The sequence below is a fragment of the Kitasatospora sp. NPDC052868 genome, from assembly GCF_044547105.1.
In the GTDB taxonomy this organism is placed as follows: Bacteria; Actinomycetota; Actinomycetes; order Streptomycetales; family Streptomycetaceae; genus Kitasatospora.
In genome coordinates this window covers 217,802-241,251 of sequence record NZ_JBITZW010000001.1, presented here as the reverse complement: position 1 = coordinate 241,251, position 23,450 = coordinate 217,802, and the positions used below count along the sequence as shown (strand labels likewise).

Here is a 23,450-nt window from a genome sequence, read left to right as displayed (position 1 = left end):
GAGCAGAGCGGATCGGGGTCGGATCGGCCGGGCTCCGGGTGGCTTGAATCAGCTGTTTTTCATTCATAAGGCCGATCGACTGAAAGACCTTTCGAATGGAATGCCCGGGTCCGGCGACCGTACCCGAAGGCCATTCAAGAGCGGGCCGGGGCCGCCGCACAATGGGGTCCCGGCAGCGGCCGGATCATCAGGAGGGATCGGGATGGGGCACGACACGGTGGAGACACCCAACCTGTCGTTCGGTCGGGGCGGTGAGCCGGGTCGGGGCACTCCGTACGCCCGCTACGCGCGGCTGGACGAGCTGCACAGCCTGCAGCAACCGCGCAGCAAGGAGCCCGCCGAGCTGTCGTTCATCGTCACCACCCAGGTGATGGAGCTGCTGTTCGACCTGCTGCGGCACGAGTGGACGCTCGCCCAGCAGGCGCTGCGCGAGGATGACGTTCCGGCCGCGCTGGCGGCACTGCGGCGCGGCACCCACGTCCAGGACGTGCTGGCACAGTCCTGGGACCTGCTGGCGACCATGACCCCGCAGGAGTTCAACTCCTTCCGGTCGGTGTTCGGCGAGGCCTCGGGCTTCCAGTCCTCGGCCTTCCTGCACCTGGAGTTCCTGCTCGGCAACAAGAACCCGGCCCTGCTGCGGATGTACGACGAGGTGCCGCAGACGCAGGCCGAGCTGACCGAGGTGCTGCGCTCCCCCGGCCTGTACGACGACGCGCTGGCGCTGCTCGCCCGGCGCGGCCTGGCGGTGCCGCACGAGCCGTCGGAGCAGCGCTACCGGGCCGACGCGGCGGTGGAGGCGGCCTGGCGGCAGGTCTACACCGACCCGGAGTACGCGGCCCTGCAGCCGCTCGCCGAGGCGCTGCTGGACGTCGCCGAGCGGGTGACCCGCTGGCGCCAGCGCCACCTGGCCGCGGTGAAGCGCTCGATGGGCGCCAAGCCCGGCTCGGGCGGGTCCAGCGGCCTCAGCTGGCTGCGCAAGTCCGCCGAGCAGGACGTGTTTCCCGAGCTGTGGACCGTCCGGAACGAACTGTGAGTGGGAGACTGGGCATGATCACGCGCGAGGACTGCGCGGCGCTGGACGCCGCCGACCCGCTGGCGGCGTTCCGCAAGGAGTTCACCCTGCCCGAGGGTGTCATCTACCTGGACGGCAACTCGCTCGGCGCACTGCCGGCCCGCACCCCCGAGCGGGTGCGGCAGGTGGTCGAGGCCGAGTGGGGCCGGGAGCTGATCCGCAGCTGGAACGAGGCCGGCTGGTTCGAGCAGCCGTACCGGCTCGGCCGGCGGATCGCGCCGCTGGTCGGCGCGGAGCCGGACGAGGTGGTGGTCTGCGACACCACCTCGGTGAACCTGTTCAAGGTGCTGGCCGCCGCGCTGCGGCTGCGCCCCGGGCGGCGCACCGTGCTCGGCGACGGCGCGGCGTTCCCCACCGACCTGTACATCGCCGAGGGCGTGACCGGCCTGGTCGAGGGCGCCCGCAGCGTGCTGCTGCCCTCGGCGGCCGAGCTGGCGGAGCACCTGGACGAGGACGTCGCCGTGGTCGTCCTCTCGCACGTGGACTACCGCACCGGCGAGCTGCTGGACATGCCCGGGATCACCGCCCGGGTCCAGGCCGCGGGCGCGCTGATGGTCTGGGACGTCTGCCACGCGGTCGGCGCGCTGCCGGTCGCCCTGGGTGCGAGCGGCGCGGACTTCGCGGTCGGCTGCACCTACAAGTACCTGAACGGCGGCCCCGGCTCGCCCGCCTTCCTGTACGTGGCCCGACGCCACCTGGAGGCCGGCCCGCAGCAGCCGCTGAGCGGCTGGTTCGGGCACGCCCGCCCGTTCGCCTTCGAGCCCGGGTACGACGCCAAGGAGGGCATCGGGCGGTTCCTGACCAGCTCGCCCTCGCTGCTCGGCCAGGCCGCGCTGGAGGCGAGCCTGGACGTCTGGGAGCGGGCCGACCTCGCCGCGGTGCGGACCAAGAGCCTGGCCCTGACGGACCTGTTCATCGCGCTGACGGAGGGGCTGGACGGGATCGAGGTGGCGACCCCCCGCGAGCACGCCCGGCGCGGCAGCCAGGTCGCCCTGCGGCACGCGGACGGCTACCCCGTGGTGCAGGCGCTGATCGAGCGCGGGGTGATCGGCGACTTCCGCGCGCCGGACCTGATGCGGTTCGGCTTCACCCCGCTCTACCTGTCGTACGTGGACGTGTGGGACGCGGCGCGGCAGCTGGCCGAGGTGCTGGAGTCCGGCGAGTGGCGGGCGGAGCGGTTCGGCCGGCGGGGCGAGGTGACCTAGGACGTCCACGGCCAGGCGGCCCTTGCCGCGCGGTAATGCAGGGCATTAACGTCGCGCACCATGGCAAGGACGTCGGCGGGCCACGAGACCCGCGAGAAGCTGTTGCGGGCCGCGGAGGAGCTCTTCGCCACCCGCGGCGTCGAGGGCGCCCCCACCAGGGACATCACCAGGCTCGCCGGACAGGGCAACCCGTCCGCCGTGCAGTACCACTTCGGCTCCCGCGAGGGCCTGCTGGACGCGATCATGGCCGCACGCCAGGAGCGCACCGGGCAGGCCCTCGCGCCGCGTCTGGCCGGGCTCGGGCCCGCCGGCCCGACCGGCGTGGCGGACCTGCCGGACCTGCTGGGCGCGCTGATCGCGGCCGAGGCCACCGAGCTGCGCACCCGGCATGGGCGGTACTGCCTGCGGATCGCCGCCCAGATCAACCACCACGGCGGTGTCCGCGCCCGGGCCCCGCACCCGACGTCGGCGCCGGCCGCGGCTCCGACGGGTGCGGCTCCGACGGGCGGGGGCCACCGGCGGGTCGTCGGGATGGTCGAGGACCGCCTCCGGGACCTCCCCGAACCCCTCCGCCTGGAGCGGATCGACCTGGCGCTCACCCTGATCGGCGCGGCGCTGGCCGACCGGGCGCAGCAGTACCTCACCGGGAGCACGCCGCTGACCGACGAGGAGGCCTTCCTCGCCGACCTGGGCGCGATGTCCGCCGCGATGCTCACCGCACCGGCCCCGCAGTGCAGCGCCCCCGTGAACGACCCGACCGGCAAGGCCGCCACCACCACCGGCATCGGCGGCCGGCCTTGAAGTACGCCATGGGGCAATAGAGTTCAGAGCCGTCCCGCCCCGGGCAGGATCCCTGGTGACGACCCGTCATCACACCGGGGGGACGCACATGGAACTCGGCCCGCTCAAGCCCGAACCGGTCGAGCTGGTTTTCGGCCTGCTCTGCTTCCTTCTGATGGTCTGGCTGCTGGGCCGCCGGGTGCTGCCGCGGATGGAGCGGGTCCTGGCCGATCGGCACGATTGCATCGAGGGCGGTATCGAGCGGGCCGAGGCGCTCCGCGCGGAGGCCGAGCAGGCCTTCGAGGCCCGTCAGCGCGAACTGGCCGGGGCCCGGCACGAGGCCGCCCGGATCCGTCAGGAGGCCGCCGAGCAGGGCGCGGCCCTGATCGCGGCGGCCCGGGCGGAGGGCGTCCGCGAGCGCGACCGGCTGGTCGCCGAGGCCCAGGCCCGGATCAGCGTCGACCAGGCCATGGCCGCCGTCCTGCTGCGCCAGGACGTGGGCGAGTTGGCCGTCGACCTGGCCGGGCGGGTGGTCGGCGAGTCGGTGGCCGCCGTCGCGGCGCAGCGCGGCACGGTGGGCCGCTTCTTCGACGAGCACTGACCCGGCCCGTCGGCTGCTGTCACTGCAACTACCAGGGGCGGGACTGCTGCCGGACGCCCGTCGGGCCGCCCGGTGCGAACACCGGGCGGCCCGACGGAGTGTCAACGCCTCTGGTCAGCGGGCGGACGGTCAGCTGTGCCGGCCGCGGCGGCGGGCTGCCAGGACGGCGAGACCGCCGAGGCCCAGCAGGCCGACGCCGGCCAGACCGGAGACGACCGGGGCGTTGCCCGCACCCGTCGAGGGCAGTTCACCCCCGCCGCCCGACGAGCCGCCGCCGGTCGGCCGGTGGCTGGTGGGGCGGTGGCTGGTCGGGTGCGTGGTCGGGCTGGTGGGCGCCGGGCTCGTCGAGGTGGGGGCCGGGGACGAGGAGGTCGACGTCGGGGACGGCGAGGTCGGCGAGGGGGACGTCGGCGAAGGAGAGGTCGGCGAGGGGGACGTCGGGGACGGCGAGGTCGGGGACGGGGACGTGGGCGACGGCGAGGTGGGGGACGGGCTCGGCGTCGGGCTGGGTGTCGGGCTGGGCGTCACCTCGCAGTCCGGGAGGTCCCCGTCGAACGGGTAGCTGTGGATCTCGTAGCCGCCGCTGCCGGTCTGCACCAGGTTGCCCGCCAGGTAGACCCGCCCGTTGAGGCCGGGGATGTCGATGGTGGTCGTGCCGGCCGCGTTGCCCGCCATGACCGAGCCCTGGAACTGCGCGCTGCCGAGGATCTGCGCGTTGCTGGAGGTGGGGAAGTTCCACATCAGCTTGGAGCGCATCTCGGTGGTCTGGTCCCCCGGCAGCCCGGTGCCCGTGTAGGTGTTGATGATCGCGTCGTCCGACAGCATGTTGACGACGACGGTGGCGCCGGCCGGGATGCCCGCGAAGACCAGGCCGATCTGCCCGCCGGTCGGCGAGGCGAGGTTCCCGGTGACGTTGAAGACCTGCCTCATGCTGGTGCCGTCACCCGTGAAGGTCGCCTCGCTGCTGGTGACCGCCACCGTGCCGGTGGCGGTGGCCTTGGCGATGCAGGAGGAGACGCCCTCGATCTGGGTGAGCACCGACTGGTACGGCGCCGCGGCGTTGGGATCGTTGATCGACTGCCCGGTCGGGTCGATGTTGATGGTGCCGGTGGCCGTACCGCCGTAGCGGAGGTTTCCGAAGGCCTGGCCCTGGGAGTCGCTGCCGCCGAGGAGCAGGGAGTTGCCGGCCACCACGTCGACGTTGCCGCCGACCGTCACGAAGTCGCTGCCGTTCGGCGGGACGACCCGCGAACCGACGCCGACGACGCCCATGTTGAAGGCGCCACCGCCCAGGCTCTTGTCGATGGTGAGGTTCCCGAGGGTGACGACCTTCCCCTCGGCCTCGGCGGCCCGGCCGTTCACCGTGTAGTCGCCGCCGGTGAAGACGTTGATGGTGGCATCCCGGCCGGGGAAGTCCCCGTTGTTCGGCGGCGGCCAGGTGCTCGGGCAGTCGGGGCCGCTGCAGGCTCCCAGCGGCGGGGCCAGCGGCGCTGCCGAACCGACGGTCAGCACCGCCGCCATCGGCAGCGCCGCCATCGCCGTGGCCACCGCCACCCGCACCGCCCGGCGCCGGCGGGCCGCCGGGACGCCCCTCACGGCGGTCGTTCTGTGATCCGGCGTACCGGTGCCCTGACCCATCGACACACTCCTCCGCGCATGAAAAAAGGACAGGCCCTATGAACCTGCCACGAATGACTCGATCTGCGACATCCAATATCAAACTCGGACGATCCGTACCCTACAGACCATCAGGACCCATCCGAAGATCATCCGAACGGGCGCGCTGACCCGGGTGCCGCGCCGTCACCGTTAGGTTGGGAGCATGACTTCCGAGGACCAGGAACCGGGCGGCCCGATCGCCGCCGTCGCCGCCAGCGCCGACGTCCTGCGGCATCCCGAGGCCGGCGAGCACCTGCTCACCACCGTCGAGCGCGAGCGGGCCGCCCGGTTCCGGTACGAGGCGGGGCGGGTGGACTTCATCGCCGCGCACGTCCTGGTCCGGCTCTGCGCCGCTCGGCTGCTCGGCGTGCCGGCCGCCGGGCTGACGCTGGCCCAGAACTGCCCCGACTGCGGAAAGGGCGACCACGGCAAGCCCTACCTGCCGGACCACCCGGACGTGCATGTGAGCCTGTCGCACACCCGGGGCGTGGTCGCGGCCGCCGCCGGGCACCACCCGATCGGTGTGGACGTGGAGCTGGCGGGGCGCAGCGGGGCCCTCACCGAGGTGGCACAACGGGTGCTCGGCGCGGCCGAGTTGAGCCTGGTCGAGGCGCACCCCGAGCCGGCCCGGGCGTTCCTGCGGCAGTGGGTGCGCAAGGAGGCGCTGATCAAGATCGGCCGGACCAGCCTGGACACCCTCTCCGCCGTCGACCTCTCCGCCCTGCCGCTCGACGTCCCCGCGGGTGCTCCACTGCTCAGCCGCTACCAGGACCTCTACCTGCTGGACTGGGCGGACGGCCCGCAGGGCGCGGCGGTCTGCGCGGTGAGCACGGCCACGCCGCGGGTCGTGGCGCTCACGCCCGGCGCGCCGGGGGCCTGAGGGGCCGGGCGGGCGTCCGCTCCGGGCCCTGGTTCAGGCCCTGGTTCAGGCCCTGGTCGGCGCCATGGCCGGTCTCCGGTCGAGGCCCTGGTCGGGGCCCGACCCCGGCCTGACCGGGGCGGGACCCGGCCGGACGAGGCCCGGATAAGCGGTGTTAGCGTGCGTGCCCGGGGCTTCGGAACCGGACGCCCCGGCTGCCCGTCGCGCAGCCCCCGTGTGGAAAAAGGGTGTCTCCGCCATGGCCAAGTTCCTGCTGAGCCTGCACGTCCTCGCCTCGGTGCTGTTCATAGGCCCGGTCGCGGTGGCCGTCAGCATGTTCCCGCGCCGGGCGAAGGCCGCACTGGCCGGCGGGCCGGAGGGCGCCGCCGACGCCGGGGTGCTGCGGGTGCTGCACCGGATCACCCAGGTGTACGCGCTGCTGGGGCTCGCCGTGCCGCTGATGGGCATCGGTGTGGCGCAGGTGATGGACGTGCTCGGGCAGTCCTGGCTGATCGTCTCGATGGTGCTCACCGCCCTCGCCGCACTCTCGCTCCTGCTGTTCGTCCTGCCCGCGCAGCAGGCCGCCGTGGACGCGCTCGACCTGGACGCCGGGGCCCCGGAGCACGGCAAGGCGGTGCAGGGCCTGAAGGCGCTGCCGATGACGGCCGGGGTGTTCAACCTGCTCTGGGCCGTGGTCGTGGTGCTGATGATCATCCGGCCGGGCTCGACCACCGGCGCCTGAGCGGGGCTGCGGCTCAGGGCTTGGTTCGGCCGCGCTGGAGCGGTACGCCGGCCCGTTTGACCGCGCGGCCGACGATCGCGGTCTCGATCCCGGTGACGCCGAGCGGGCCGAGCGTCGAGGTGATGAAGCGGTAGAGGCCGCCGTGGTCCGCGCAGAACAGGGTGGCCAGCAGACCGGCCGGCCCGCTGGTGGCGAACACGCCGTGAACCTGGGGCTGACGGGCCAGCGACATACCGACCTCGGCGAGTCGGCCGGGCGGGACGTCCAGCCAGAGGTTGGCGTCCACGGCCATGCCGAGCAGCCGCGGGTCGACGGTGGCGTGGGTACGCAGCAGACCGCCGGCGGCCAGCCGGTGCAGGCGGCGGCGGACGGTCGACTCCGGGGCGCCGACAGCCGCCGCGAGCGCGGCGTCGGACTGCCGGGCGTCGGTGCCGAGCCGGGCGAGCAGGGAGCGGTCGAGCCCGTCCAGCGGGGGTGCGGGCGTGTCGGCGGGGGGCGGGGCTAGCGCGGCCGCCTCGTCCTCGGTCAGGTACCCGGCCTGCCACCGGCCGGCGTCGCAGAAGGCGTGGAGCACGGCGTGGGCGGTGGTCTCGGTGACGGCCGCGGTGGCCGGGAGCTGCCCGTACAGCAGCCGGTCGCGCGAACCGGCGTCGGTGAGGACGACCGCGCCGACCTCCTGGCCCCCGAGCATCACGTCCACGAAGGGGACGTCGGGGCGGTCGGCGAGGGACTGCGCGATGGTGTCGACCTTGCCGCGCAGGACCCGTACCCGCAGGATCAGCGCGCCGACCGCGGCGTCCTCGACGTCGGGCAGCCGCACCACGCGCAGCACCCCGGCCTGCTGCATCCGGGTGAGGCGGCGGGTGACGGTGCGGGCCGAGACGCCGAGCACCTCGGCGATCCGGCCGGTCCCGGCGCGGCCGTCGACCTGCAGGGCGCAGACCAGGCGGCGGTCCAGGGCGTCGAGCGCGCTGTCCGGATCGGCGGTGGAGAGGTCCATGGTGTCCGATCTCCGCCACATCACGGCGGTCAAGGGTCCTGTTCGGCCGCTCCGACGGTACTCCTGGTCCGGTCGGGCCGGCGGACCGGTCCGTCGGTCGACGGGAAGACAGGAGCAGGACGATGAGGGTGTCCCAGGGGATCGGGGAGTACCGGGAGCTGCTGCCCGCGGTCGAGGCGGCGGTGCGGGAGGTCGGGGCGCTGCTGGTGTCGACGCGGCCCGCCGAGCCCTCCCCCGCGCGGACGGCGGTGGAGGCGATGGCGCACTTCGCCGAGCTGGACGGCCCGGCCGCCGGGCGGCTGCGGGAGCTGCTGGGTGGACTGCGCCCGGGGGCGGGGTGGCTGACGGACGAGCTGGTGGGCGAGGTGCCGGCCGAGGGCGAGTGGTGGCTCTGCGACGCCACCGACGGCGCCGTGCAGTACCTGCTCGGGATGCCGCACTGGGCGGTCACCGCGACCCTGGTCAGGGACGGGCGGGCGGTGCTGGCCGTGGTGCACGCGCCGCAGCTCGGCGGCCGGACGTACCGGGCGGTGCTGGGCGGCGGGGCCGAGCTGGACGGGCGGACGATCGCGCCGGTGGAACGGGAGTTGGCGGCGGCCGTCGCCGGGACGAGCCAGCCTCCGCTGGTGGCGGCCGACCCGGTGGCGCGGCGGCGGGCGGGCGAGTCGTTGGCGGCGGTGCTGGGCGAGGTGCTGGCGGTGCGCAACCTCGGGCCGACCGCGCTGCAGGTCGCCCAGGTCGGCTCCGGGCATCTGGCGATGTTCTGGGAGTACGGCGCCGACGCGGGCAACCTGCTGCCGGGCGCGCTGATCGCCGACGAGGCGGGCGCGAGGGTGACGGACACCGCCGGGGCGGCCTGGACGGCCGCCTCCGACGGGTTCCTCGTCGCCGCGCCGGGCCTGCACGGCGCGGCGGTGGGGGTGCTGCGGGCGGTCGGCTGACGCCGGGCCGGGGTGTGCCTCGGGTACTCGGTGGTCGGTACGCGGGTCAGTGCTCCGCGGTCAGTGCGAAGAGCCGGGCCGCGTTGTCGTGGCAGACCGCGCGCAGCCACTCCTCCCCCAGGTCCAGCCGGGCCAGCGCGTCCAGCTGGTGGACGTACCGGTACGGGATGTTGGGGAAGTCGCTGCCGAGCAGGACGCGGCCCTGCAGCCGCCCGAGGCGCGGCAGTTCGGCGGCCGGGAACGGGGTGTCCCGCTCGACGAAGTCGGTGAAGGCCATGGTGGTGTCGAGGTGGACCCGGGGGTGGCGCTCGGCGAGGTCGAGGAAGTCGGAGTACTCCGGCAGGCCGAGGTGGGCGACCACCAGGGTGAGCCGCGGGTGGCGGGCGAGCACCTCGCCGATCGGGCCGGGCCCGGTGTGCTTGCCGGGGACCGGCCCGGATCCGCAGTGGGTGACCACGGGTGTGCCGGTGTCGGCGAGCAGGCCCCAGACCTCGTCCAGCAGCCGGTCCGCCGGGTCGTACCCGCCGACCTGGAGGTGCGCCTTGAACACCCGGGCGCCGTCCGCGAGTGCGCGGGCGACGTAGCCGGAGGCCTCCGGCTCGGGGAAGAAGGTGGCGGTGTGCAGGCAGTCGGGCGTGCGGGCGGCGAAGTCGGCGGCCCAGGCGTTGAGCCAGGCCGCCATCCCCGGCCGGTGCGGATAGAGCATCGCGGTGAACGCCCGGACCCCGAACTCCCGCAGCCGCTCGACGCGTTCGGCCTCCGCCTCGCGGTAGGTGATCGGCCAGGGCCGGCCGACCAGCGGGCCGGCCGCGTCGAAGTACGCCCAGACCTTGTCGAGGACGTTCTGCGGCATGAAGTGGGTGTGGACGTCGACCAGGCCGGGCAGGCCGAGGCCCTGCCAGAAGGCCCGGACCTCGGCCGCCTCGACGCGCACGCCGTCCCCGCCGTGCAGGCCGTCCCCGCCGGGGGGCCCGCTCACGCGGGCACCGGACGGGCGCGGTCGATGATCGCCCCGGTGTCCAGTCCGGACGGCAGGGTGCCGAAGGCCGCGCCGTGGTCCCCGCCCAGCCGGGAGGCGCAGAACGCGTCGGCCACCGCCTGGTCGCCGTGCCGGACCAGCAGTGCCCCCTGGAAGGCCAGCGCCATCGACTCGACCAGCCGGCGGGTGCGGTACTCCAGGTCGCCCGGGTCGCTGAGCTGCTTGCGCAGTTCGGCGACCGCGGCATCGAGCCGGCGGTCGGCGCCGGCCGCCGCGTCCAGCTCGCCGAGGAAGGCCTCCACCGTCTCCGGGTGCTTGGCCATGGCGCGCAGCGCGTCCAGGGCGGCCACGTTGCCGGAGCCCTCCCAGATCGAGACCAGCGGCGCTTCCCGGTAGAGGCGGGGCATGCCGGACTCCTCGACGTAGCCGTTGCCGCCGAGGCACTCCAGCGCCTCGGCGGCGTGCGCCGGACCGCGCTTGCAGACCCAGTACTTGGCGACGGCCAGCCCCAGCCTGCGCACCAGCGCCTCGCTCGCGTCCCCGGCGAGGGCCAGGTCGGTGGCGTGGGCCAGCCGCATCGCCACGGTGGTGGCCGCCTCGGACTCGACGACCAGGTCGGCGAGGACGTTGCGCATCAGCGGCTGGTCGATCAGGGCCTTGCCGAACGCCCTTCGGTACATGGCGTGCTGGACGGCCCGGGTGGCGCCCAGGCGCATGCCGGAGGCGGCTCCGACGGTGCAGTCCAGCCGGGTCATGTTGACCATCTCGATGATGGTCGGCACGCCCCGGCCCTCCTCGCCGACCAGCCAGCCGACCGCGCCGTCGTACTCGATCTCGGCGGAGGCGTTGGACTTGTTGCCCAGCTTGTCCTTGAGCCGCTGCAGCAGCAGGCGGTTGCGGGCGCCGTCCGGCAGGATCCGCGGCAGCATGAAGCAGCTGAGCCCGCCCGGCGCCTGGGCGAGCGTCAGGAAGAGGTCGGACATCGGCGCCGAGGTGAACCACTTGTGGCCGGTGAGCCGGTAGGTGCCGTCGGCCTGCGGGACGGCGGTGGTGGTGTTGGTGCGGACGTCCGAGCCGCCCTGCTTCTCGGTCATCGACATGCCGGCGATCAGACCGCGCTTGCCGTGCGGCTCGCGCAGCCCGAAGTCGTACTCGGTGGAGGCCAGCAGCGGCTCCAGCTCCGCGGCCAGCGCGGGCGTGGCGCGCAGCGCGGGCACCGAGGCGTAGGTCATCGAGATCGGGCAGGTGTGGCCGGCCTCGACCTGGCCCCAGACGTGGAACCTGGCGGCCCGGGCGGTGTGCGCGCCGGGGCGGTCGTCCCGCCAGGGCGCGGCGTGCAGACCGTGGCCGACGGCGGTGCGCATCAGCTCGTGCCAGGACGGGTGGAACTCCACCTCGTCGATCCGGTGGCCGAAGCGGTCGTGGGTGCGCAGCACCGGCGGGTTCTCGTTGGCCGTCCGGCCCCACTCGGCGGCCTGCTCGGAGCCGGCCAGGCGGCCGAGTTCGTGCAGCTCGGGCTCGGCCCAGCCGGCGCCTGCGCGGTGCAGGGCGGCCAGCAGGGCCGGGTCGGCGGCGGTGTCCTGTCCGTACGGCAGGGGCACCTGGTTGGTGACCTCATGCGTCGCTGTCATCGCGTCCTCCCAGGGCACGCAGGGTGAAGGAGACCAGAGCGGGGACCACCTCGGGCGGGGCGTCCCCGGAGACGGGGGTGTGGGCCGCGGCCAGCGGTCCGGCCAGGGCCTCGGCGACCGCGCCGACCAGCGCGGCGGCGGTCAGGTCCGGATCCTGGCGGGGCAGCCGGCCGGCCGCCACGGCGGCGGTGATCTGGGCGGCGATCACGTCGCGGAACGCCCGCCGGAACACCAGGCGTTCGGCGTCCACGACGGCGTCGGCCGGTTCGACCAGCAGCGCGTGGGCGAGCCGGGGGGCGCGCAGGGCGCGGGCCGCGAAGGTCTCGACCACGGCGGCGATCCGCTCCTGCGGGTCCTCCCGGCGGGCCACGGCCTCGTTGACGGCGGCGATCTCGCGGTTGACCACCCGGCGGAACAGTTCGACGGACAGCTCGGCCTTGTTGGCGAAGTGCTGGTAGAGGCTGCCGGTGGCGATCCCGGTGCGGTCCGCGACGGCGGCCATCGAGCAGCCGCCGTAACCGCGCTCGGCGAGCAGCCCCGCGGCGGCCTGGAGCACCGCCTCGCGCTGGGCGTCCAGGCGGGCTTGCACGGCGGGCGTGCGTCGGTAGGCCATGGAAGCATTGAAGCACTGATTCACTGCTTCGGGGAGGGGGCGGGCGGCACTTCACGCGGCACGTCGCGCGGCTCGTCGCGGGTGCGGGGGCGGGTGCGGGGGCGGGGGTGCGTGCGGGTGCGGGGGCGGGTGCGGGGGCGCGCCGGGTCTTCGGGCTGCACAGGGCGAGGGGCCGCCCGCCGGCCCGTTGTGCGCCGGCGGGTGGCCCCTCGGAGGTGTGCGGTGTGCGGTGTGCGGTTTCGCGGTGTGCGGTGTCGCGTTGTTCGCCGCGGTTCCGCCGCTACGGGCGGTCGCGCTCCAGCTTCAGGCCCTCGGCGTCCAGCGGGCCGAACGGCGGGATCCGGTGGGCCGCGGTGAGGGAGCGGGCGGAGGCGCCGTCGGCGTCGCCGAGACCGGCCCACTCCAGGACCTTGGCGGTGGCCGCGGCCGACTCACCGGCCGACAGCTTGCCGATGTTGGAGCCGTGGTTGCCGCCGGCCACGGTGTAGACGTAGCTGTCCTCGCTGCCCCGGCCGAGGCGGAACGGCTCGGCGCCCCACGGGTCGTTCTGCCCGTAGACGAAGATGATCCGCTCGGCCGAGTTCTTCACCCAGCGGTCGATGTCACGCATCGCGGAGGGGTCGAAGCGCAGCGGGATGTTCTTCGGCACGTAGGTGCGCGGCGAGTACAGCTCGTTGTAGTCGTAGTGCAGCAGGCCCTTGAGACGGGAGACGTCGAAGCTGGGCGAGCCCAGCTCGGTGCCCGCCTGGTAGTAGTAGGCGGTGTATCCGGCGAGCGACTGGTCGCTGTTGCCGGTGATGCCGGACTGGGCGTCGAACCAGGCGTACAGCTGGTCGTCGGTGGAGGCGGCCGTCGGGACGCCGGCGCAGTCCGCCTCGGTGCTGTACTGCCAGAACGCCCAGACCACGTCGAGCACGCCCGCCTCGTAGGCCCGGTCGGCGCTGCCGGTGGTGGTGAAGGTCGAGCCGGCGGCGGCGTTGTCGGCCGTGTAGCGGGCCTCCAGGCGGTCGCGGCGGACCAGGAGCTCCCGCTGGGCGGCCTCCAGGGTGGCCCGGCACTCGGGGGTGCCGACGTTGCGGAAGAACGCGCTGTAGGCGGCGTCCTCGCGGTTGTCGACGTCGTTCGGCGCCACGTACGCGATGGTGCCGTCGACGTCGTCCGGGTAGAAGCGGCGGTGGTAGACCGAGGACATGCCGCCCTTGCTGGCGCCGGTGGAGAGCCACTCGTGCTGGTAGATCCGCTTCAGCGCGGTGATGATCCGGTGCGAGTCGGCGGCGGCCTGGCGGATGCCGGCCTTGGTCCAGTCGGCCGGCTCGGGGCGGGACGGCGTGAAGTAGCGGTACTCGATGGAGACCTGGTTGCCGTCGGTCAGCCGGGTCGGCTCGGTGCGCGAGGGAGTGGTCCGCAGGCTGTAGCCGTTGGTGTAGAAGACGGTCGGGCGGTCGAAGCCGCGGTGCAGCACGCTGAGCCGCTGCTGGAAGGTGCCCAGCCAGGGGCGGGAGTGGTCGATCGGCTGGGTGTAGGTGAGCAGGAAGTAGCGGTGCTCGGCGTCCGTCGGCTGCTCCTCGGTGACGGTCATCCCGGGGATCGCCGCCAGGCGGTCCTTGATGTCACCCGAGGCCGCGGCGGCGTCCGCACTGTCGGGGGCGCCCTGCGCGAACGCGGGCGCCGCCAGACCTCCGACGGCGAGCAGGGGTATCAGCAGGACGGCAACCAGCAGTCTTCTGAGCTTGGTGGACATCAACTCTCCATCGGGTCAATGGATCAACAGATCAGCGGTACTGACCGACAGCTCGGCCGCCCGGTAGACGGCCGAGTGGGCCACCCGCGGATCGCGGATGGCCCACCGGAACGAAAGTGCTGGTCAAGGGCGCGGCAGGGTGCAGCCGGACAGGGTGAGGTCGAGGCGGTTGCCGGCGGCGAAGCAGGCCGGGATGCCGTAGGTCTCCTGGGCGTAGTTGATGCCCTTGCGGACCGTCACCTTGCCGCTCTGGTCGACCTCGCACGGGTTGTTGACGGTGCAGGTCTCGCCGTCCTCGTTGCCCGTGTTGTTGACGGCGACGACCTGGCCGGTGGCGGTGTCGACGACGGGCGAGCCGGAGGTGCCGCCGATGGTGTTGCAGCTGGAGGTGTAACGGACCGAGTCCTTGAAGGTCCAGTCACCCTCCTTGAGGCGGTAGACGAAGCCGTCGACCGAGCAGGAGTAGATCTTCTTCCAGTACCCGGAGACGACCTTGATCGAGGTGCCCTGCACGGGGTGCGTCGCGGCGATGGTGAGCGGGGCGATCCCGTACTGCGACTGGATCGAGGCGTAGCTGGTGTTCAGCTGGTAGATCGACACATCGGTGTCGGTCATCGTGCCGTAGACCACCTTGGTGGCCCGGACCGTGCCGAGCTTCGAGCCGGTCGAGCTGAGCAGCGAGAAGGTGCGACTGGAGGACCGGTTGACGACCACCTCGCCGGGGCCGGGCATCCCGGTCTCCAGGCAGTGGCCGTTGGAGAGGATCAGGGCCGGGTCGCTCGCGGTCGACTTGGGGAGCCGGACCAGCGAGCCCGAACAGTTGCTGAGCGCCACCGTGCCGGCGAAGTTGACGGCGGCCGCGACCTGCGACGACTGCTCCTGCGAGGCCTGGGCGGTCTGCGACGTCAGCGCGGTCCGGGATTCGGCGGCGTCCTGGGCGACAGGTGCCGCCGGTGCGGCGGTTGCGGGGGCGGCTCCGGCGAGGGCGGTGGCCCCGGCGAACACGAGCGCGGCGACCATGCCTATGAGCGGCTTCTTCATGAGAGACCTCTCGGTGTGGGGGTGCACCAAAGCTGTCGCGGACATGACGTGATGTCAAGAGCCAGGCCGCGCCCCGGAGGTCATTGACACATTCCGGTCACCCCGCCGCCGGCCGTCCCCTCAACTCCCCTGCCAGTGACGGCGGCCGAGGCTGATCAGGCGCAGCTGAAGCCGGGCGGTGGCGGCGATGCGCCGCTCACGGGCCGGGTCGGCCTCGTGCGCCTCCAGGAAGGCGGCGGCGGTGGAGACCATGTGGTCGACGTACAGCTCGGCCAGCATCCGCAGGTCGTCGCCGCTCCACCCCTCCGACACCGGCTGAAGCGCGAGCGCCGCGCCGACCTCCTCGGCGAACCGGCCCATCTCGGCGTCGATCGCCTCGCGCACCGGCCGCACTCCCCCGTGCCGCTCGCGCGCCAGGAACCTGACGTGCGGGCGGTGTTCGCGGACATGCTGCTCGATGACGTCCACCGTCCGGTCGATCAGCTCCTCGGCGCCGCCCTCCCCGGCGAGCACCGCGCGGACCAGCCCGTGGAGGCTGGCGAGCGACTCCTCCACCAGGGCCACGCCGAGTGCGGCGAGATCCGGGAAGTGCCGGTAGAACGCGGCCGGCGACAGCCCGGCCTCCCGGGTGACCTCGCGCACGCCGAGACTCGCCAGGTTCTGATCGACCAGCAGGCGCAGCCCCGCATCCAGCAAGGCGCGCCGACTCTGCTGCTTCTGGGCCTGTCTGGCCCCGACGGTGTGACTCACGCCATTCAGTAAACAAGTGTTTGCCGACTTTGGCCAGCCGGGCGTAGAGTGGCAACGGATTCAGCGAACACTTGTAAACCGAAAGCCCGTCGGGCCGAGTCCCATCGGAGGGGCCACACCATGATCCTGCTCACCGCCCTGGTCGCCATGGGCGTCATCGTGGGCGCCGCCGCCCACACCTCCCTGCCGGTCTTCCTCACCGCCGCCGGGGCCATCGCCGCCTGGCTGCTGGCGTTCGGCGCCCGCGAGCACCTCAGCCGCCTGCGGCAGCGCTGAGGCTGCGGCAGCACCGACGCCGCGGCGGCGCCGGCCCTGTCCGGCCCCACGTCCGACCCCACGTCCGAGACGACCACCGAAGGAGCCACCACCATGAGTGCCACCATGAGCCCGCGCACCGCCAGGGACCGTCAGACCCCGTCCACCGTCGAGGCCGACAACCTGGCCGTCGCCTCCTTCCTGCTCGGCCTGCCGGGACTGCTGCTCTTCAACATCGTCCTCGGGCCGCTGGCCATCACCCTCGGCACGCTCGCGCTGGTCCGGGGCACCCGCCGCCGCGGACGGGCCGTGCTCGGGCTCACCCTGGGCGTCGCCGCCCTGGCGATCCTGGCCGTCACCACCGCCGCCGGCCACGGCGTGCTCTGGCAGATCGGCGGCTGAGCCCCGTGGGCGGCCCGCCGGGGTCGCCGGGATACCTCGAACGTCGGAACGCCGCGAACGCCGGAACACTGCGAACGCCGGAAAAGCCCGGAAGGCCGGGAAGGCGGCTCGCGCGGCCGACGGCGCGGACCGGCCAACCTTGCAGGCCACACCACCCCGATCGAACGACTGATCCAGCCAACCTGCGGCGCGGAGGCGGTCGACACCCGTACTGTGGCGACATCGGCCGGGTGACGACATGGGGGCTGGAGTGACGACCGAGCAGCACAACGACGCACGATCGGGGCAGGGCGGAGGAGCCGGGCGGGGAGGCCGACTGCTCGCCGTGAGCGATCTGCACGTCTCCTACCAGGAGAACCGCGACCTGGTGGAGAAGCTGCAACCCGACTCCCCCGACGACTGGTTGATCGTCGCCGGGGACATCGCCGAGATCTCCACCACCATCGAGTGGACCTTGGGCCTGCTCGCCGAGCGCTTCGCCCGCGTGGTGTGGGCCCCCGGCAACCACGAGCTGTGGACCCACCCCGACGACCCGGTGCAGCTGCGCGGCGTGGCCCGCTACGAGCACCTGGTGGAGATGTGCCGCAGCCTCGGTGTCGTCACTCCCGAGGACCCGTACCCCGTCTGGGAGGGAGCCGGCGGACCAGTCGCCGTCGCCCCGCTGTTCCTGCTCTACGACTACTCCTTCCGTGCGCCGGGGACGACCACCAAGGAGGAGTCCCTGGAGGCCGCGTACGCCAGCGGCGTGGTCTGCGCGGACGAGCGCATGCTGCACCCGGACCCCTTCCCGGACCGCGACTCCTGGTGCCGTGAGCGCGTCCGGCTCACCGAGCAGCGGCTGGCTGCCTGCGACCCGGAGCTGCCGCTCGTCCTGGTCAACCACTACCCGCTGGTCCGCCACCCCACCGAGATCCTCTGGTACCCGGAGTTCGCCCAGTGGTGCGGCACCGAGCTGACGGCCGACTGGCACCGCCGCTTCAACACCGCGGCGATGATCTACGGCCATCTGCACATCCCCCGGGAGACCACGTACGACGGCGTCCGCTTCGAGGAGGTCTCGCTCGGCTACCCCCGCGAGTGGCACCGCCGCGGCCTGCCGAAGCCGCTGCTGCGGCAGGTCTTCCCGCAGGCCGACTGACGACTTCCGACGGCTGCTGACGGTCCTGACGGCCCTGAAGCAGGTGAGGCGAGGGCGGCAGGGAGGCGGCGGTAGGGAGGCGGCGAGGCGGAGGCCCGTGGTCCCCGCCCCGGCCTCCCGGCCGCTCTCACTCCGCCGCGATCGCCCGCAGCACGTCCAACCGCGCCGCCCGGCCCGCCGGACGCAGCCCGGCCACCGCACCGGCCAGCAACCCGGCCGCCAGCACCACCGAGAGCTGCCCCGGCGGTATCGCGAACGACCCGGTGCCCGCGCTGTCCGAGGCCCGGACCAGCGCCCACCCGAGAAACGCGCCCAGGCCGAGCCCTCCGACCGTCCCGAAGGCCGCCACCAGCACCGACTCCCAGCGCACCATGCCCCGCAGTTGGGCCCTGGTCTGCCCGACCGCCCGCAGCAGCCCCAGCTCCCTGGTCCGCTCGTGGACGGCGAGGGTCAGCGTGTTGGCGATGCCGAGCAGCGCGATCAGCACCGCCAGCGCGAGCAGCGCGTAGACCACCGACAACATCATGTCGACCCCGCCCGCAGCGCTCTCCGCGTACTCGCCCCGGTCCTGCACCCGCGGGTTGCCGAAGGGCGCGGACGCCTTCTCCACCGCGGCCTTGCCCGCGCCGAGCGCGACGCCGCTCTTCAACCCGACGGCCACCATCGTGTCGGCGTCCTGTCCCCGGTGCGGGGCCCAGGCCTGCCGGGTTATCAGGTAGTCGCCCGCCAACCCGCCGCCCTCGTACAGGGCTCGGACGGTGAACGGGCCGCCGGCGCCGTCCGCGAAGCCCACCGTGACGCTCTGGCCGAGCCGCCAGCCGCGCTGCGCCGCCTCGCTGCGCGACACCGCCAGTCCGTCCGTGCCGAGGGCGTCGAGCGCTCCGTCGACGCGGCCGAGGTCCACGATCCCGGCCAGTCGCGCCGGGTCGGTCACATCGAGGACCCGCCCGTGGCCGTCGATCCGGGCCACCCCGCGACCGAGGCCCACCGTCTGCCGCACCTCGGGCAGTTGGGCGAGCGCATCGGCCAGCTTCGGGCTGACCCCGCTGCCGCCCGCACCGAACGAGGGCGCGGTGACGGCGAGATCGCCGGCGAAGGAGGCGTCCACGGTGTCGTCCAGGGTGGCCTTGATGGACGCGCCGAAGACCGTGAACAGCGTGACCACCGCGACACCGATCATCAGCGCGCTCGCCGTGGCCGCCGTACGGCGCGGATTGCGGGCCGCATTGCGCCGGGCCAGCGTGCCGGGGACCCCGCGCAACCGGGCCAGCGGCGCACCCAGCACCCGGACGGCGAAGGCCGCGGCGACCGGACCGAGCACCACCACCCCGGCGAGCACCGCGAGCGCGCCGCCGGTGGTCAGCGGGACGGACGGGCCGTCGGTCGCCCCGAGCACGGCGGTCGGGACCCCGCCGGCGAGCAGCAGCGCGCCGAGCACCACCCGGACCAGGCCGGAGCGCCCTTGGGCGGCCCGGTCCACACCGGTCTCGCGCAGCGCCGCCAGCGGCGCGGTGCGACCTGCCCGGACGGCCGGCAGCAGCGCGGAGCCCACCGCCACCGCCGTGCCGACCAGCAACGGCAGCACCACGGCGGCCGTGCTGATCACCATGCCGCCGGTCGGCAGTGAGAAGCCCAGCACCGAGAACAGCGCCTTGAGGCCCGCGGCCACCCCGATGCCGCCGAGCAGCCCGCCCAGCGAGGCCAGCACCCCGATCGTCACCGCCTCCACCAGCGTTGCCCCGAGGACCTGGCCGCGGACCGCGCCGAGTGCCCGCAGCAGCGCGTTCTCCCTCGTCCGCTGGGCGACCACGATGGCGAAGGTGTTGTGGATGGTGAAGGTCGCCACCAGCAGCGCGATCCCCGCGAAGACCAGCAGCAGCGTGGTGAACATGCTCAGGAACCGCCCGGACACCATCGCGGTGCTCTCCTGGGTGGCCGCCGCGCCGGTGACCGCCTCCACGCCGCCCGGCAACTGCGGGCTGATCCGCGCCACCAGGTCGCGCTGCGAGAGACCGCCCGCCGCCCTGACCTGGATCGAGCTGGCCTGCCCGGAGCCCCGGGGCGTGAGGTGGCGCTCGGCGTCGGCGAGGGTCAGCGCGGTGAAGGTGCTCGGGCCCATCCCGTCGGCGCTCTCCCCGAAGGTGGCGATGCCGACGATGGTGACCGCCACCGGATCCGGAGTGCGCAGCACGGTGGTGGAGCCGAGGTGGAGCCCGCCCGTCTTCGCCGCGCCCCGGTTCACCACCGCCTCGCCGGGTGCGGCCGGGGCTCGGCCCTCGGCGAGCCGGTAGGGGTTGAGCCGGCCGTCGGCCAGCCAGTTACCGGCGAGGGTGGGCGGCCCCTGCCCGCCGATCGCCTTGCCGTCGCTGCCGACCAGCTGCCCGGCGCCCTGGATGGACGGCTCGGCGGCGGCGACCCCCGGCACGCTGCGCAGCCGGTCGGCCAGCGCGGCGTCGACCGGTGCCCGGACCCCGCCCGGCGTCCCCGGGGAGTCCAGGACGTCGGCACTGCGGACCACCGCATCGGTACCGGCGTTGGCGTCGGCGAAGAGGGTGTCGAAGTTGGCCCGCAGGGTGTCGCCGAGCACCATCGTCCCGGTCAGGAAGGAGACCCCGAGCAGGATCGAGAGGAGGGTGCCGGCCAGGCGCCGGCGGTGGGCGTTGAGGGAGCGCAGGCTGATCCGGAGGGTGGCGGAGGAGCTCATGAGCGGCCCTTCTCGAAGGCCTTCATCCGGTCCAGCACCCGGCCCGCGGTGGGGTGGTCCATCCGGTCGACGAGGCGGCCGTCGGCGAGGAACAGCACCTCGTCGGCGTACCCGGCGGCCATCGGGTCGTGGGTGACCATGACGACGGCCTGTCCCATCTCGTCCACCGCGCGCCGCAGCAGGCCGAGCACCTCGCCGCCGGTGCGGGAGTCGAGGTTGCCGGTGGGCTCGTCGGCGAAGACCACCTGCGGCCGTCCGGCGAGCGCCCTGGCCACGGCGACGCGCTGCTGCTGGCCGCCGGAGAGCTCGCTCGGGCGGTGGTGCAGCCGGTCGCCGAGGCCGACGACGTCGATCAGCCCGTCCAGCCAGTCCTGGTCGGGGGCGGTGCCGGCGAGGTCGAGCGGGAGGGTGATGTTCTCCCGGACGGTCAGCGTGGGGACCAGGTTGAAGGCCTGGAAGACGAAGCCGATCCGCTCGCGGCGCAGCAGGGTCAGCCGCCGGTCGCCGAGGCGGCCGAGCTCCGTCTCCCCGATGTAGGCGCTGCCCGCGGTGAGGGTGTCGAGCCCGGCCGCGCAGTGCATCAGGGTGGACTTCCCGGAGCCGGACGGGCCCATGATCGCGGTGAACCGCTCGGCCGGGAACCCGACCGTGACGTGGTCCAGCGCCCGGACCTCGGTGCCGCCGACGCCGTAGATCTTGACGGCGTCGGCGACCCGCGCGGCGGTGTCGTGCACGACATCGAGCGTGGTCATTTGCCCGTACCCCCGCGGTACTGCGCGCGGCCCTGCTCGCGGTGCGGCTCGGTGAGGACGGCCCGCTTCGCGCGGTACTCGTCGGCGTCGATGTCGCCCTCGGCGAAGCGGCGGCCCAGGACCGCCAGCGGCGCGTCCGGCCCCGCTCCGCATCCCCGGCGCCAGAACGTCCTGCGCAGGACGACGATCGCCAGGAACACCACGGCGGCCCAGGCCAGCGGAATCAGCAGGATCCACGGGCCGGGCCAGTGCCCGTCGTGGTCGGCCAGCAGCGTGTACATGGTGGTTCAGCTCCTCGGCGGTGGCTTTCAGGACCTCGGGGTGCTTCCCGAGATGCCTTGAGCCTCCCGCCGGGGGGCGTACTCTCGCGTCCTACCGGCAGCGGCAGTTGGGATACTCCACCGGGAGTACGGACGCCGCCGTGGCAGCGGGCCGGGAGTACGAACCCCGCCGCAACCGCGGCCCGCCGCTCCGGGCGCACCGCCCTCAGCGCCGGATCGGCCCGGCCGCCGGATCGGCTCCGCCGCCGGATCAACCCGGCCGGATCAGCCCAGCCAGCCCGGCCGCACCAGCCCCGACTCGTAGGCCAGCACGACCAGTTGGGCCCGGTCCCGGGCCCCGAGCTTCACCATGGCCCGGCTGACGTGCGTCTTCGCGGTGAGCGGGCTGACCACGAGCCGGCGGGCGATCTCCTCGTTGGACAGGCCCATGCCGACCAGCGCCAGCACCTCCCGCTCCCGCTCGGTGAGCACGGAGACGTCCGACAGGACGGCCGCGGCCTCCGGTGCCTTGGAGCGGACGGCGAACTCACCGATCAGCCGCCGTGTCACCCCGGGCGAGAGCAGCGCGTCCCCCTCCACCGCGACCCGTACGGCACGCAGCAGGTCGGCCGGCTCGGTGTCCTTGACCAGGAAGCCGGCCGCACCCGAGCGCAGCGCCTCGAAGACGTACTCGTCCAGTTCGAAGGTGGTCACCACGACCACCCGCACCGCGGCGAGGGCCGGGTCGGCGGCGATCCGCCTGGTCGCCTCCAGGCCGTCCATGCGGGGCATCCGGATGTCCATCAGGACGACGTCCGGGAGGAGTTCGCGGGCCAGCCGGACGGCCTCCTCCCCGTCGACGGCCTCGCCGACCACGGTCATGTCCTCCTGCAGGTCGACCAGCGCGTGGATGCCCGCCCGGAGCAGCCTCTGGTCATCCGCCAGCAGTACTCGGATCACTTGCCCTCCGCCTCGGCCGTGGGCAGTGTCGCCCGGACCCGGAACCCGCCGTTCGGCAGCCGCCCCGCCTCGATGGTGCCGCCGAACGCGGCCACCCGCTCCCGCATCCCCGCCAGCCCGCTGCCGGTGCCGCCCGCGTCGCCGAGGACGGCCGGCCCGGGGTCGACGATCTCGACGAGCAGGGCGGCCGGGTCCGTCCAGTCCAGGATGACGGCCGCCTGCCGGGCGGCCGAGTGCCGGACCACGTTGGTCAGCGCCTCCTGGACTATCCGGAAGGCGGTGAGGTCGGCGGCGGCGGGGAGCCCGCGCCGGCGGCCCGTCTCGTGCACCTCGACCTCCAGCCCGACCCGGTCCGCCTGCTCGGTCAGCTCGTCGAGCCGGCCCAGCCCGGGCGCCGGGCCGCGCGGTGCCGCCTCCGGTCCGCGCAGCGTCCCGAGCACCTGGCGGACCTCGCCGAGCGCCTCCCTGCTGGTGGCCTTGATGGTGGCCAGCGCCTCGCGGGCCTGCTCGGGCCGGGTGTCGAACAGCTCCAGGCCGACCCCGGCCTGAACGGTGATCAACGACAGGCTGTGCCCCAGGATGTCGTGCAACTCGCGGGCCATCCGCAGCCGTTCCTCGTTCGCCCGGCGCTCCTTCAGCTGCTGGCGGTGCGCATGGTGCGCGGCGATCCGCTCCTGCCGGAAGCGCACCAGCTCGGCGACCGACACCACCAGCAGCAGCCAGGCCACCACCTCCAGCTCCTGCCACCACACGATCGCGGACGGCGGCGCGCGCAGCCAGTCCGCGGGCAGCACGAAGGTGGTCAGCAGGTGGGTCAGGTAGACCGCCCCGAGGCCCGCCCAGGCGGCCCACCGGTACCCGGCCTGGACCGCCACGCAGCAGGCGATCACCCAGCTCGCGAAGACCGGCCCGTACGGGTACCCGGCGACCAGGTACACCACCGTGACGGCCGCGGTACCGGCGACCACCGCCACCGGCCGACGGCGGCGCAGCACCAACAGTGCCGGCCCGAGCAGCAGCAGCGCGTAGCCGAAGGCGTCCAGGGCGACCCGGTCGGGCTGGTGCCGGGCCGCCGCGCCCGTCCCGGCCACCTGCAGCACCGCGACCGCCAGGGCCAGCGCGACCGGCCAGCCGGCCTTGGCGGCCCGCACCCAGGGGGGACTCCACGGCTCGGGGTGTTCCTCCGGCGGTTCGGGCGTAGGCGGCGTCATGCCCGGAAGGCTAGACCCCGGGCCCGGCCTCGCGCGTCACCCCTCGGCGTGGGGGGGGGGGGCGCCCCCGGGGGGGGGCCCCCCCCCCCCCCCCCGCCCCGCCCCCGCGGGGCCCGGGCCCCCCCCCCCCCCCCCCCCCCCCCCCCCCGGGCCC

23 protein-coding genes are annotated in these 23,450 nt (G+C 74.1%); 10 read left to right on the top strand and 13 right to left on the bottom strand.

Annotated features, from left to right (window positions below):
• Nucleotides 1–202 precede the first annotated feature (202 nt).
• The 4 genes from ACIGZJ_RS01070 to atpF are packed head-to-tail and all read left to right on the top strand — an operon-like array spanning nucleotide 203 to nucleotide 3,658.
• Entirely contained in the window at nucleotides 203–1,033 is an 831-nt protein-coding gene (locus ACIGZJ_RS01070; protein WP_396455325.1) for a tryptophan 2,3-dioxygenase, read from the top strand.
• A gap of 14 nt (nucleotides 1,034–1,047) precedes the next feature.
• The gene (gene kynU / locus ACIGZJ_RS01065; RefSeq protein ID WP_396455324.1) at nucleotides 1,048–2,277 is read left to right on the top strand and encodes a kynureninase; all 1,230 of its coding nucleotides are present in this window, start codon (nucleotides 1,048–1,050) and stop codon (nucleotides 2,275–2,277) included.
• Nucleotides 2,278–2,337: 60 nt separating this feature from the next.
• The gene (locus ACIGZJ_RS01060) at nucleotides 2,338–3,078 is read left to right on the top strand and encodes a TetR/AcrR family transcriptional regulator (RefSeq protein WP_396455323.1); all 741 of its coding nucleotides are present in this window, start codon (nucleotides 2,338–2,340) and stop codon (nucleotides 3,076–3,078) included.
• A gap of 55 nt (nucleotides 3,079–3,133) precedes the next feature.
• The gene (gene atpF, locus ACIGZJ_RS01055) at nucleotides 3,134–3,658 is read left to right on the top strand and encodes a F0F1 ATP synthase subunit B (RefSeq protein WP_396455322.1); all 525 of its coding nucleotides are present in this window, start codon (nucleotides 3,134–3,136) and stop codon (nucleotides 3,656–3,658) included.
• Between the two features lie 129 nt (nucleotides 3,659–3,787).
• Here the strand turns inward: atpF and ACIGZJ_RS01050 are convergent, their stop codons facing one another.
• Nucleotides 3,788–5,254 carry a choice-of-anchor A family protein gene (locus tag ACIGZJ_RS01050; protein ID WP_396455321.1) on the bottom strand — a complete coding sequence of 489 codons (1,467 nt, stop codon included), beginning with the start codon at nucleotides 5,252–5,254 and terminating at the stop codon, nucleotides 3,788–3,790.
• A 226-nt stretch (nucleotides 5,255–5,480) separates the two neighbouring features.
• On the opposite strand from ACIGZJ_RS01050, the gene ACIGZJ_RS01045 reads away from it, so the two are divergent.
• The gene (locus ACIGZJ_RS01045; protein WP_396455320.1) at nucleotides 5,481–6,197 is read left to right on the top strand and encodes a 4'-phosphopantetheinyl transferase family protein; all 717 of its coding nucleotides are present in this window, start codon (nucleotides 5,481–5,483) and stop codon (nucleotides 6,195–6,197) included.
• A gap of 238 nt (nucleotides 6,198–6,435) precedes the next feature.
• The gene (locus tag ACIGZJ_RS01040; protein WP_396455319.1) at nucleotides 6,436–6,918 is read left to right on the top strand and encodes a hypothetical protein; all 483 of its coding nucleotides are present in this window, start codon (nucleotides 6,436–6,438) and stop codon (nucleotides 6,916–6,918) included.
• 13 nt (nucleotides 6,919–6,931) lie between these two features.
• On the opposite strand, the gene ACIGZJ_RS01035 is transcribed toward ACIGZJ_RS01040, so the two are convergent.
• Complete coding sequence (locus ACIGZJ_RS01035; protein ID WP_396455318.1) at nucleotides 6,932–7,918, bottom strand: Lrp/AsnC family transcriptional regulator; 987 nt, start codon at nucleotides 7,916–7,918, stop codon at nucleotides 6,932–6,934.
• Nucleotides 7,919–8,040: 122 nt separating this feature from the next.
• Here ACIGZJ_RS01035 and ACIGZJ_RS01030 point away from each other — a divergent pair, with 122 nt between their 5' ends.
• The gene (locus ACIGZJ_RS01030; RefSeq protein ID WP_396455317.1) at nucleotides 8,041–8,859 is read left to right on the top strand and encodes an inositol monophosphatase family protein; all 819 of its coding nucleotides are present in this window, start codon (nucleotides 8,041–8,043) and stop codon (nucleotides 8,857–8,859) included.
• A gap of 46 nt (nucleotides 8,860–8,905) precedes the next feature.
• Here the strand turns inward: ACIGZJ_RS01030 and ACIGZJ_RS01025 are convergent, their stop codons facing one another.
• From ACIGZJ_RS01025 to ACIGZJ_RS01000, 6 genes are all read right to left on the bottom strand, one after another.
• Nucleotides 8,906–9,838, bottom strand: coding sequence for an amidohydrolase family protein (locus ACIGZJ_RS01025; protein WP_396455316.1), 933 nt, complete (start codon nucleotides 9,836–9,838; stop codon nucleotides 8,906–8,908).
• A complete protein-coding gene (locus tag ACIGZJ_RS01020) occupies nucleotides 9,835–11,469 on the bottom strand; it encodes an acyl-CoA dehydrogenase family protein (RefSeq protein WP_396455315.1) in 1,635 nt (544 codons plus the stop codon). The genes ACIGZJ_RS01025 and ACIGZJ_RS01020 overlap by 4 nt, the downstream gene beginning before the upstream one ends.
• A complete protein-coding gene (locus ACIGZJ_RS01015) occupies nucleotides 11,453–12,082 on the bottom strand; it encodes a TetR/AcrR family transcriptional regulator (RefSeq protein ID WP_396455314.1) in 630 nt (209 codons plus the stop codon). The genes ACIGZJ_RS01020 and ACIGZJ_RS01015 overlap by 17 nt, the downstream gene beginning before the upstream one ends.
• 280 nt (nucleotides 12,083–12,362) lie before the next feature.
• The gene (locus tag ACIGZJ_RS01010) at nucleotides 12,363–13,823 is read right to left on the bottom strand and encodes a S28 family serine protease (protein WP_396455313.1); all 1,461 of its coding nucleotides are present in this window, start codon (nucleotides 13,821–13,823) and stop codon (nucleotides 12,363–12,365) included.
• 123 nt (nucleotides 13,824–13,946) lie between these two features.
• The gene (locus ACIGZJ_RS01005; RefSeq protein WP_396455312.1) at nucleotides 13,947–14,864 is read right to left on the bottom strand and encodes a serine protease; all 918 of its coding nucleotides are present in this window, start codon (nucleotides 14,862–14,864) and stop codon (nucleotides 13,947–13,949) included.
• Nucleotides 14,865–14,984: 120 nt separating this feature from the next.
• The gene (locus ACIGZJ_RS01000) at nucleotides 14,985–15,614 is read right to left on the bottom strand and encodes a TetR family transcriptional regulator (RefSeq protein WP_396455311.1); all 630 of its coding nucleotides are present in this window, start codon (nucleotides 15,612–15,614) and stop codon (nucleotides 14,985–14,987) included.
• Between the two features lie 120 nt (nucleotides 15,615–15,734).
• Between ACIGZJ_RS01000 and ACIGZJ_RS00995 the strand changes: the two genes are divergently transcribed.
• From ACIGZJ_RS00995 to ACIGZJ_RS00985, 3 genes are all read left to right on the top strand, one after another.
• Complete coding sequence (locus ACIGZJ_RS00995) at nucleotides 15,735–15,890, top strand: hypothetical protein (RefSeq protein WP_392927348.1); 156 nt, start codon at nucleotides 15,735–15,737, stop codon at nucleotides 15,888–15,890.
• Nucleotides 15,891–15,983: 93 nt separating this feature from the next.
• Nucleotides 15,984–16,271, top strand: coding sequence for a hypothetical protein (locus ACIGZJ_RS00990; protein ID WP_396455310.1), 288 nt, complete (start codon nucleotides 15,984–15,986; stop codon nucleotides 16,269–16,271).
• A gap of 238 nt (nucleotides 16,272–16,509) precedes the next feature.
• Complete coding sequence (locus tag ACIGZJ_RS00985) at nucleotides 16,510–17,409, top strand: metallophosphoesterase family protein (RefSeq protein WP_396455309.1); 900 nt, start codon at nucleotides 16,510–16,512, stop codon at nucleotides 17,407–17,409.
• A gap of 127 nt (nucleotides 17,410–17,536) precedes the next feature.
• Here ACIGZJ_RS00985 and ACIGZJ_RS00980 read toward each other — a convergent pair whose 3' ends face one another.
• The 5 genes from ACIGZJ_RS00980 to ACIGZJ_RS00960 all read right to left on the bottom strand — a co-directional run bounded on the left by ACIGZJ_RS00980 (nucleotide 17,537) and on the right by ACIGZJ_RS00960 (nucleotide 23,296).
• The gene (locus tag ACIGZJ_RS00980; protein WP_396455308.1) at nucleotides 17,537–20,113 is read right to left on the bottom strand and encodes an ABC transporter permease; all 2,577 of its coding nucleotides are present in this window, start codon (nucleotides 20,111–20,113) and stop codon (nucleotides 17,537–17,539) included.
• Nucleotides 20,110–20,865 carry an ABC transporter ATP-binding protein gene (locus tag ACIGZJ_RS00975; protein ID WP_396455307.1) on the bottom strand — a complete coding sequence of 252 codons (756 nt, stop codon included), beginning with the start codon at nucleotides 20,863–20,865 and terminating at the stop codon, nucleotides 20,110–20,112. Before ACIGZJ_RS00975 ends, ACIGZJ_RS00980 begins: the two co-directional genes overlap by 4 nt.
• Entirely contained in the window at nucleotides 20,862–21,146 is a 285-nt protein-coding gene (locus ACIGZJ_RS00970) for an SHOCT domain-containing protein (protein WP_387940037.1), read from the bottom strand. The genes ACIGZJ_RS00975 and ACIGZJ_RS00970 overlap by 4 nt, the downstream gene beginning before the upstream one ends.
• 264 nt (nucleotides 21,147–21,410) lie before the next feature.
• Entirely contained in the window at nucleotides 21,411–22,085 is a 675-nt protein-coding gene (locus tag ACIGZJ_RS00965) for a response regulator (protein WP_396455306.1), read from the bottom strand.
• Complete coding sequence (locus ACIGZJ_RS00960; protein ID WP_396455305.1) at nucleotides 22,082–23,296, bottom strand: sensor histidine kinase; 1,215 nt, start codon at nucleotides 23,294–23,296, stop codon at nucleotides 22,082–22,084. The genes ACIGZJ_RS00965 and ACIGZJ_RS00960 overlap by 4 nt, the downstream gene beginning before the upstream one ends.
• Between the last annotated feature and the right edge of the window lie 154 nt (nucleotides 23,297–23,450).

Bases quoted from the DNA above. Each gene is read 5' to 3' on its own strand.
- ACIGZJ_RS01070 (WP_396455325.1), top strand. From the start codon at position 203: ATGGGGCACGACACGGTGGAGACACCCAACCTGTCGTTCGGTCGGGGC.
- kynU (WP_396455324.1), top strand. From the start codon at position 1,048: ATGATCACGCGCGAGGACTGCGCGGCGCTGGACGCCGCCGACCCGCTG.
- ACIGZJ_RS01060 (WP_396455323.1), top strand. From the start codon at position 2,338: ATGGCAAGGACGTCGGCGGGCCACGAGACCCGCGAGAAGCTGTTGCGG.
- ACIGZJ_RS01045 (WP_396455320.1), top strand. From the start codon at position 5,481: ATGACTTCCGAGGACCAGGAACCGGGCGGCCCGATCGCCGCCGTCGCC.
- ACIGZJ_RS01040 (WP_396455319.1), top strand. From the start codon at position 6,436: ATGGCCAAGTTCCTGCTGAGCCTGCACGTCCTCGCCTCGGTGCTGTTC.
- ACIGZJ_RS01035 (WP_396455318.1), bottom strand. From the start codon at position 7,918: ATGGACCTCTCCACCGCCGATCCGGACAGCGCGCTCGACGCCCTGGAC.
- ACIGZJ_RS01030 (WP_396455317.1), top strand. From the start codon at position 8,041: ATGAGGGTGTCCCAGGGGATCGGGGAGTACCGGGAGCTGCTGCCCGCG.
- ACIGZJ_RS01020 (WP_396455315.1), bottom strand. From the start codon at position 11,469: ATGACAGCGACGCATGAGGTCACCAACCAGGTGCCCCTGCCGTACGGA.
- ACIGZJ_RS01015 (WP_396455314.1), bottom strand. From the start codon at position 12,082: ATGGCCTACCGACGCACGCCCGCCGTGCAAGCCCGCCTGGACGCCCAG.
- ACIGZJ_RS01010 (WP_396455313.1), bottom strand. From the start codon at position 13,823: ATGTCCACCAAGCTCAGAAGACTGCTGGTTGCCGTCCTGCTGATACCC.
- ACIGZJ_RS01005 (WP_396455312.1), bottom strand. From the start codon at position 14,864: ATGAAGAAGCCGCTCATAGGCATGGTCGCCGCGCTCGTGTTCGCCGGG.
- ACIGZJ_RS00995 (WP_392927348.1), top strand. From the start codon at position 15,735: ATGATCCTGCTCACCGCCCTGGTCGCCATGGGCGTCATCGTGGGCGCC.
- ACIGZJ_RS00990 (WP_396455310.1), top strand. From the start codon at position 15,984: ATGAGTGCCACCATGAGCCCGCGCACCGCCAGGGACCGTCAGACCCCG.
- ACIGZJ_RS00985 (WP_396455309.1), top strand. From the start codon at position 16,510: ATGGGGGCTGGAGTGACGACCGAGCAGCACAACGACGCACGATCGGGG.
- ACIGZJ_RS00980 (WP_396455308.1), bottom strand. From the start codon at position 20,113: ATGAGCTCCTCCGCCACCCTCCGGATCAGCCTGCGCTCCCTCAACGCC.
- ACIGZJ_RS00975 (WP_396455307.1), bottom strand. From the start codon at position 20,865: ATGACCACGCTCGATGTCGTGCACGACACCGCCGCGCGGGTCGCCGAC.
- ACIGZJ_RS00970 (WP_387940037.1), bottom strand. From the start codon at position 21,146: ATGTACACGCTGCTGGCCGACCACGACGGGCACTGGCCCGGCCCGTGG.
- ACIGZJ_RS00960 (WP_396455305.1), bottom strand. From the start codon at position 23,296: ATGACGCCGCCTACGCCCGAACCGCCGGAGGAACACCCCGAGCCGTGG.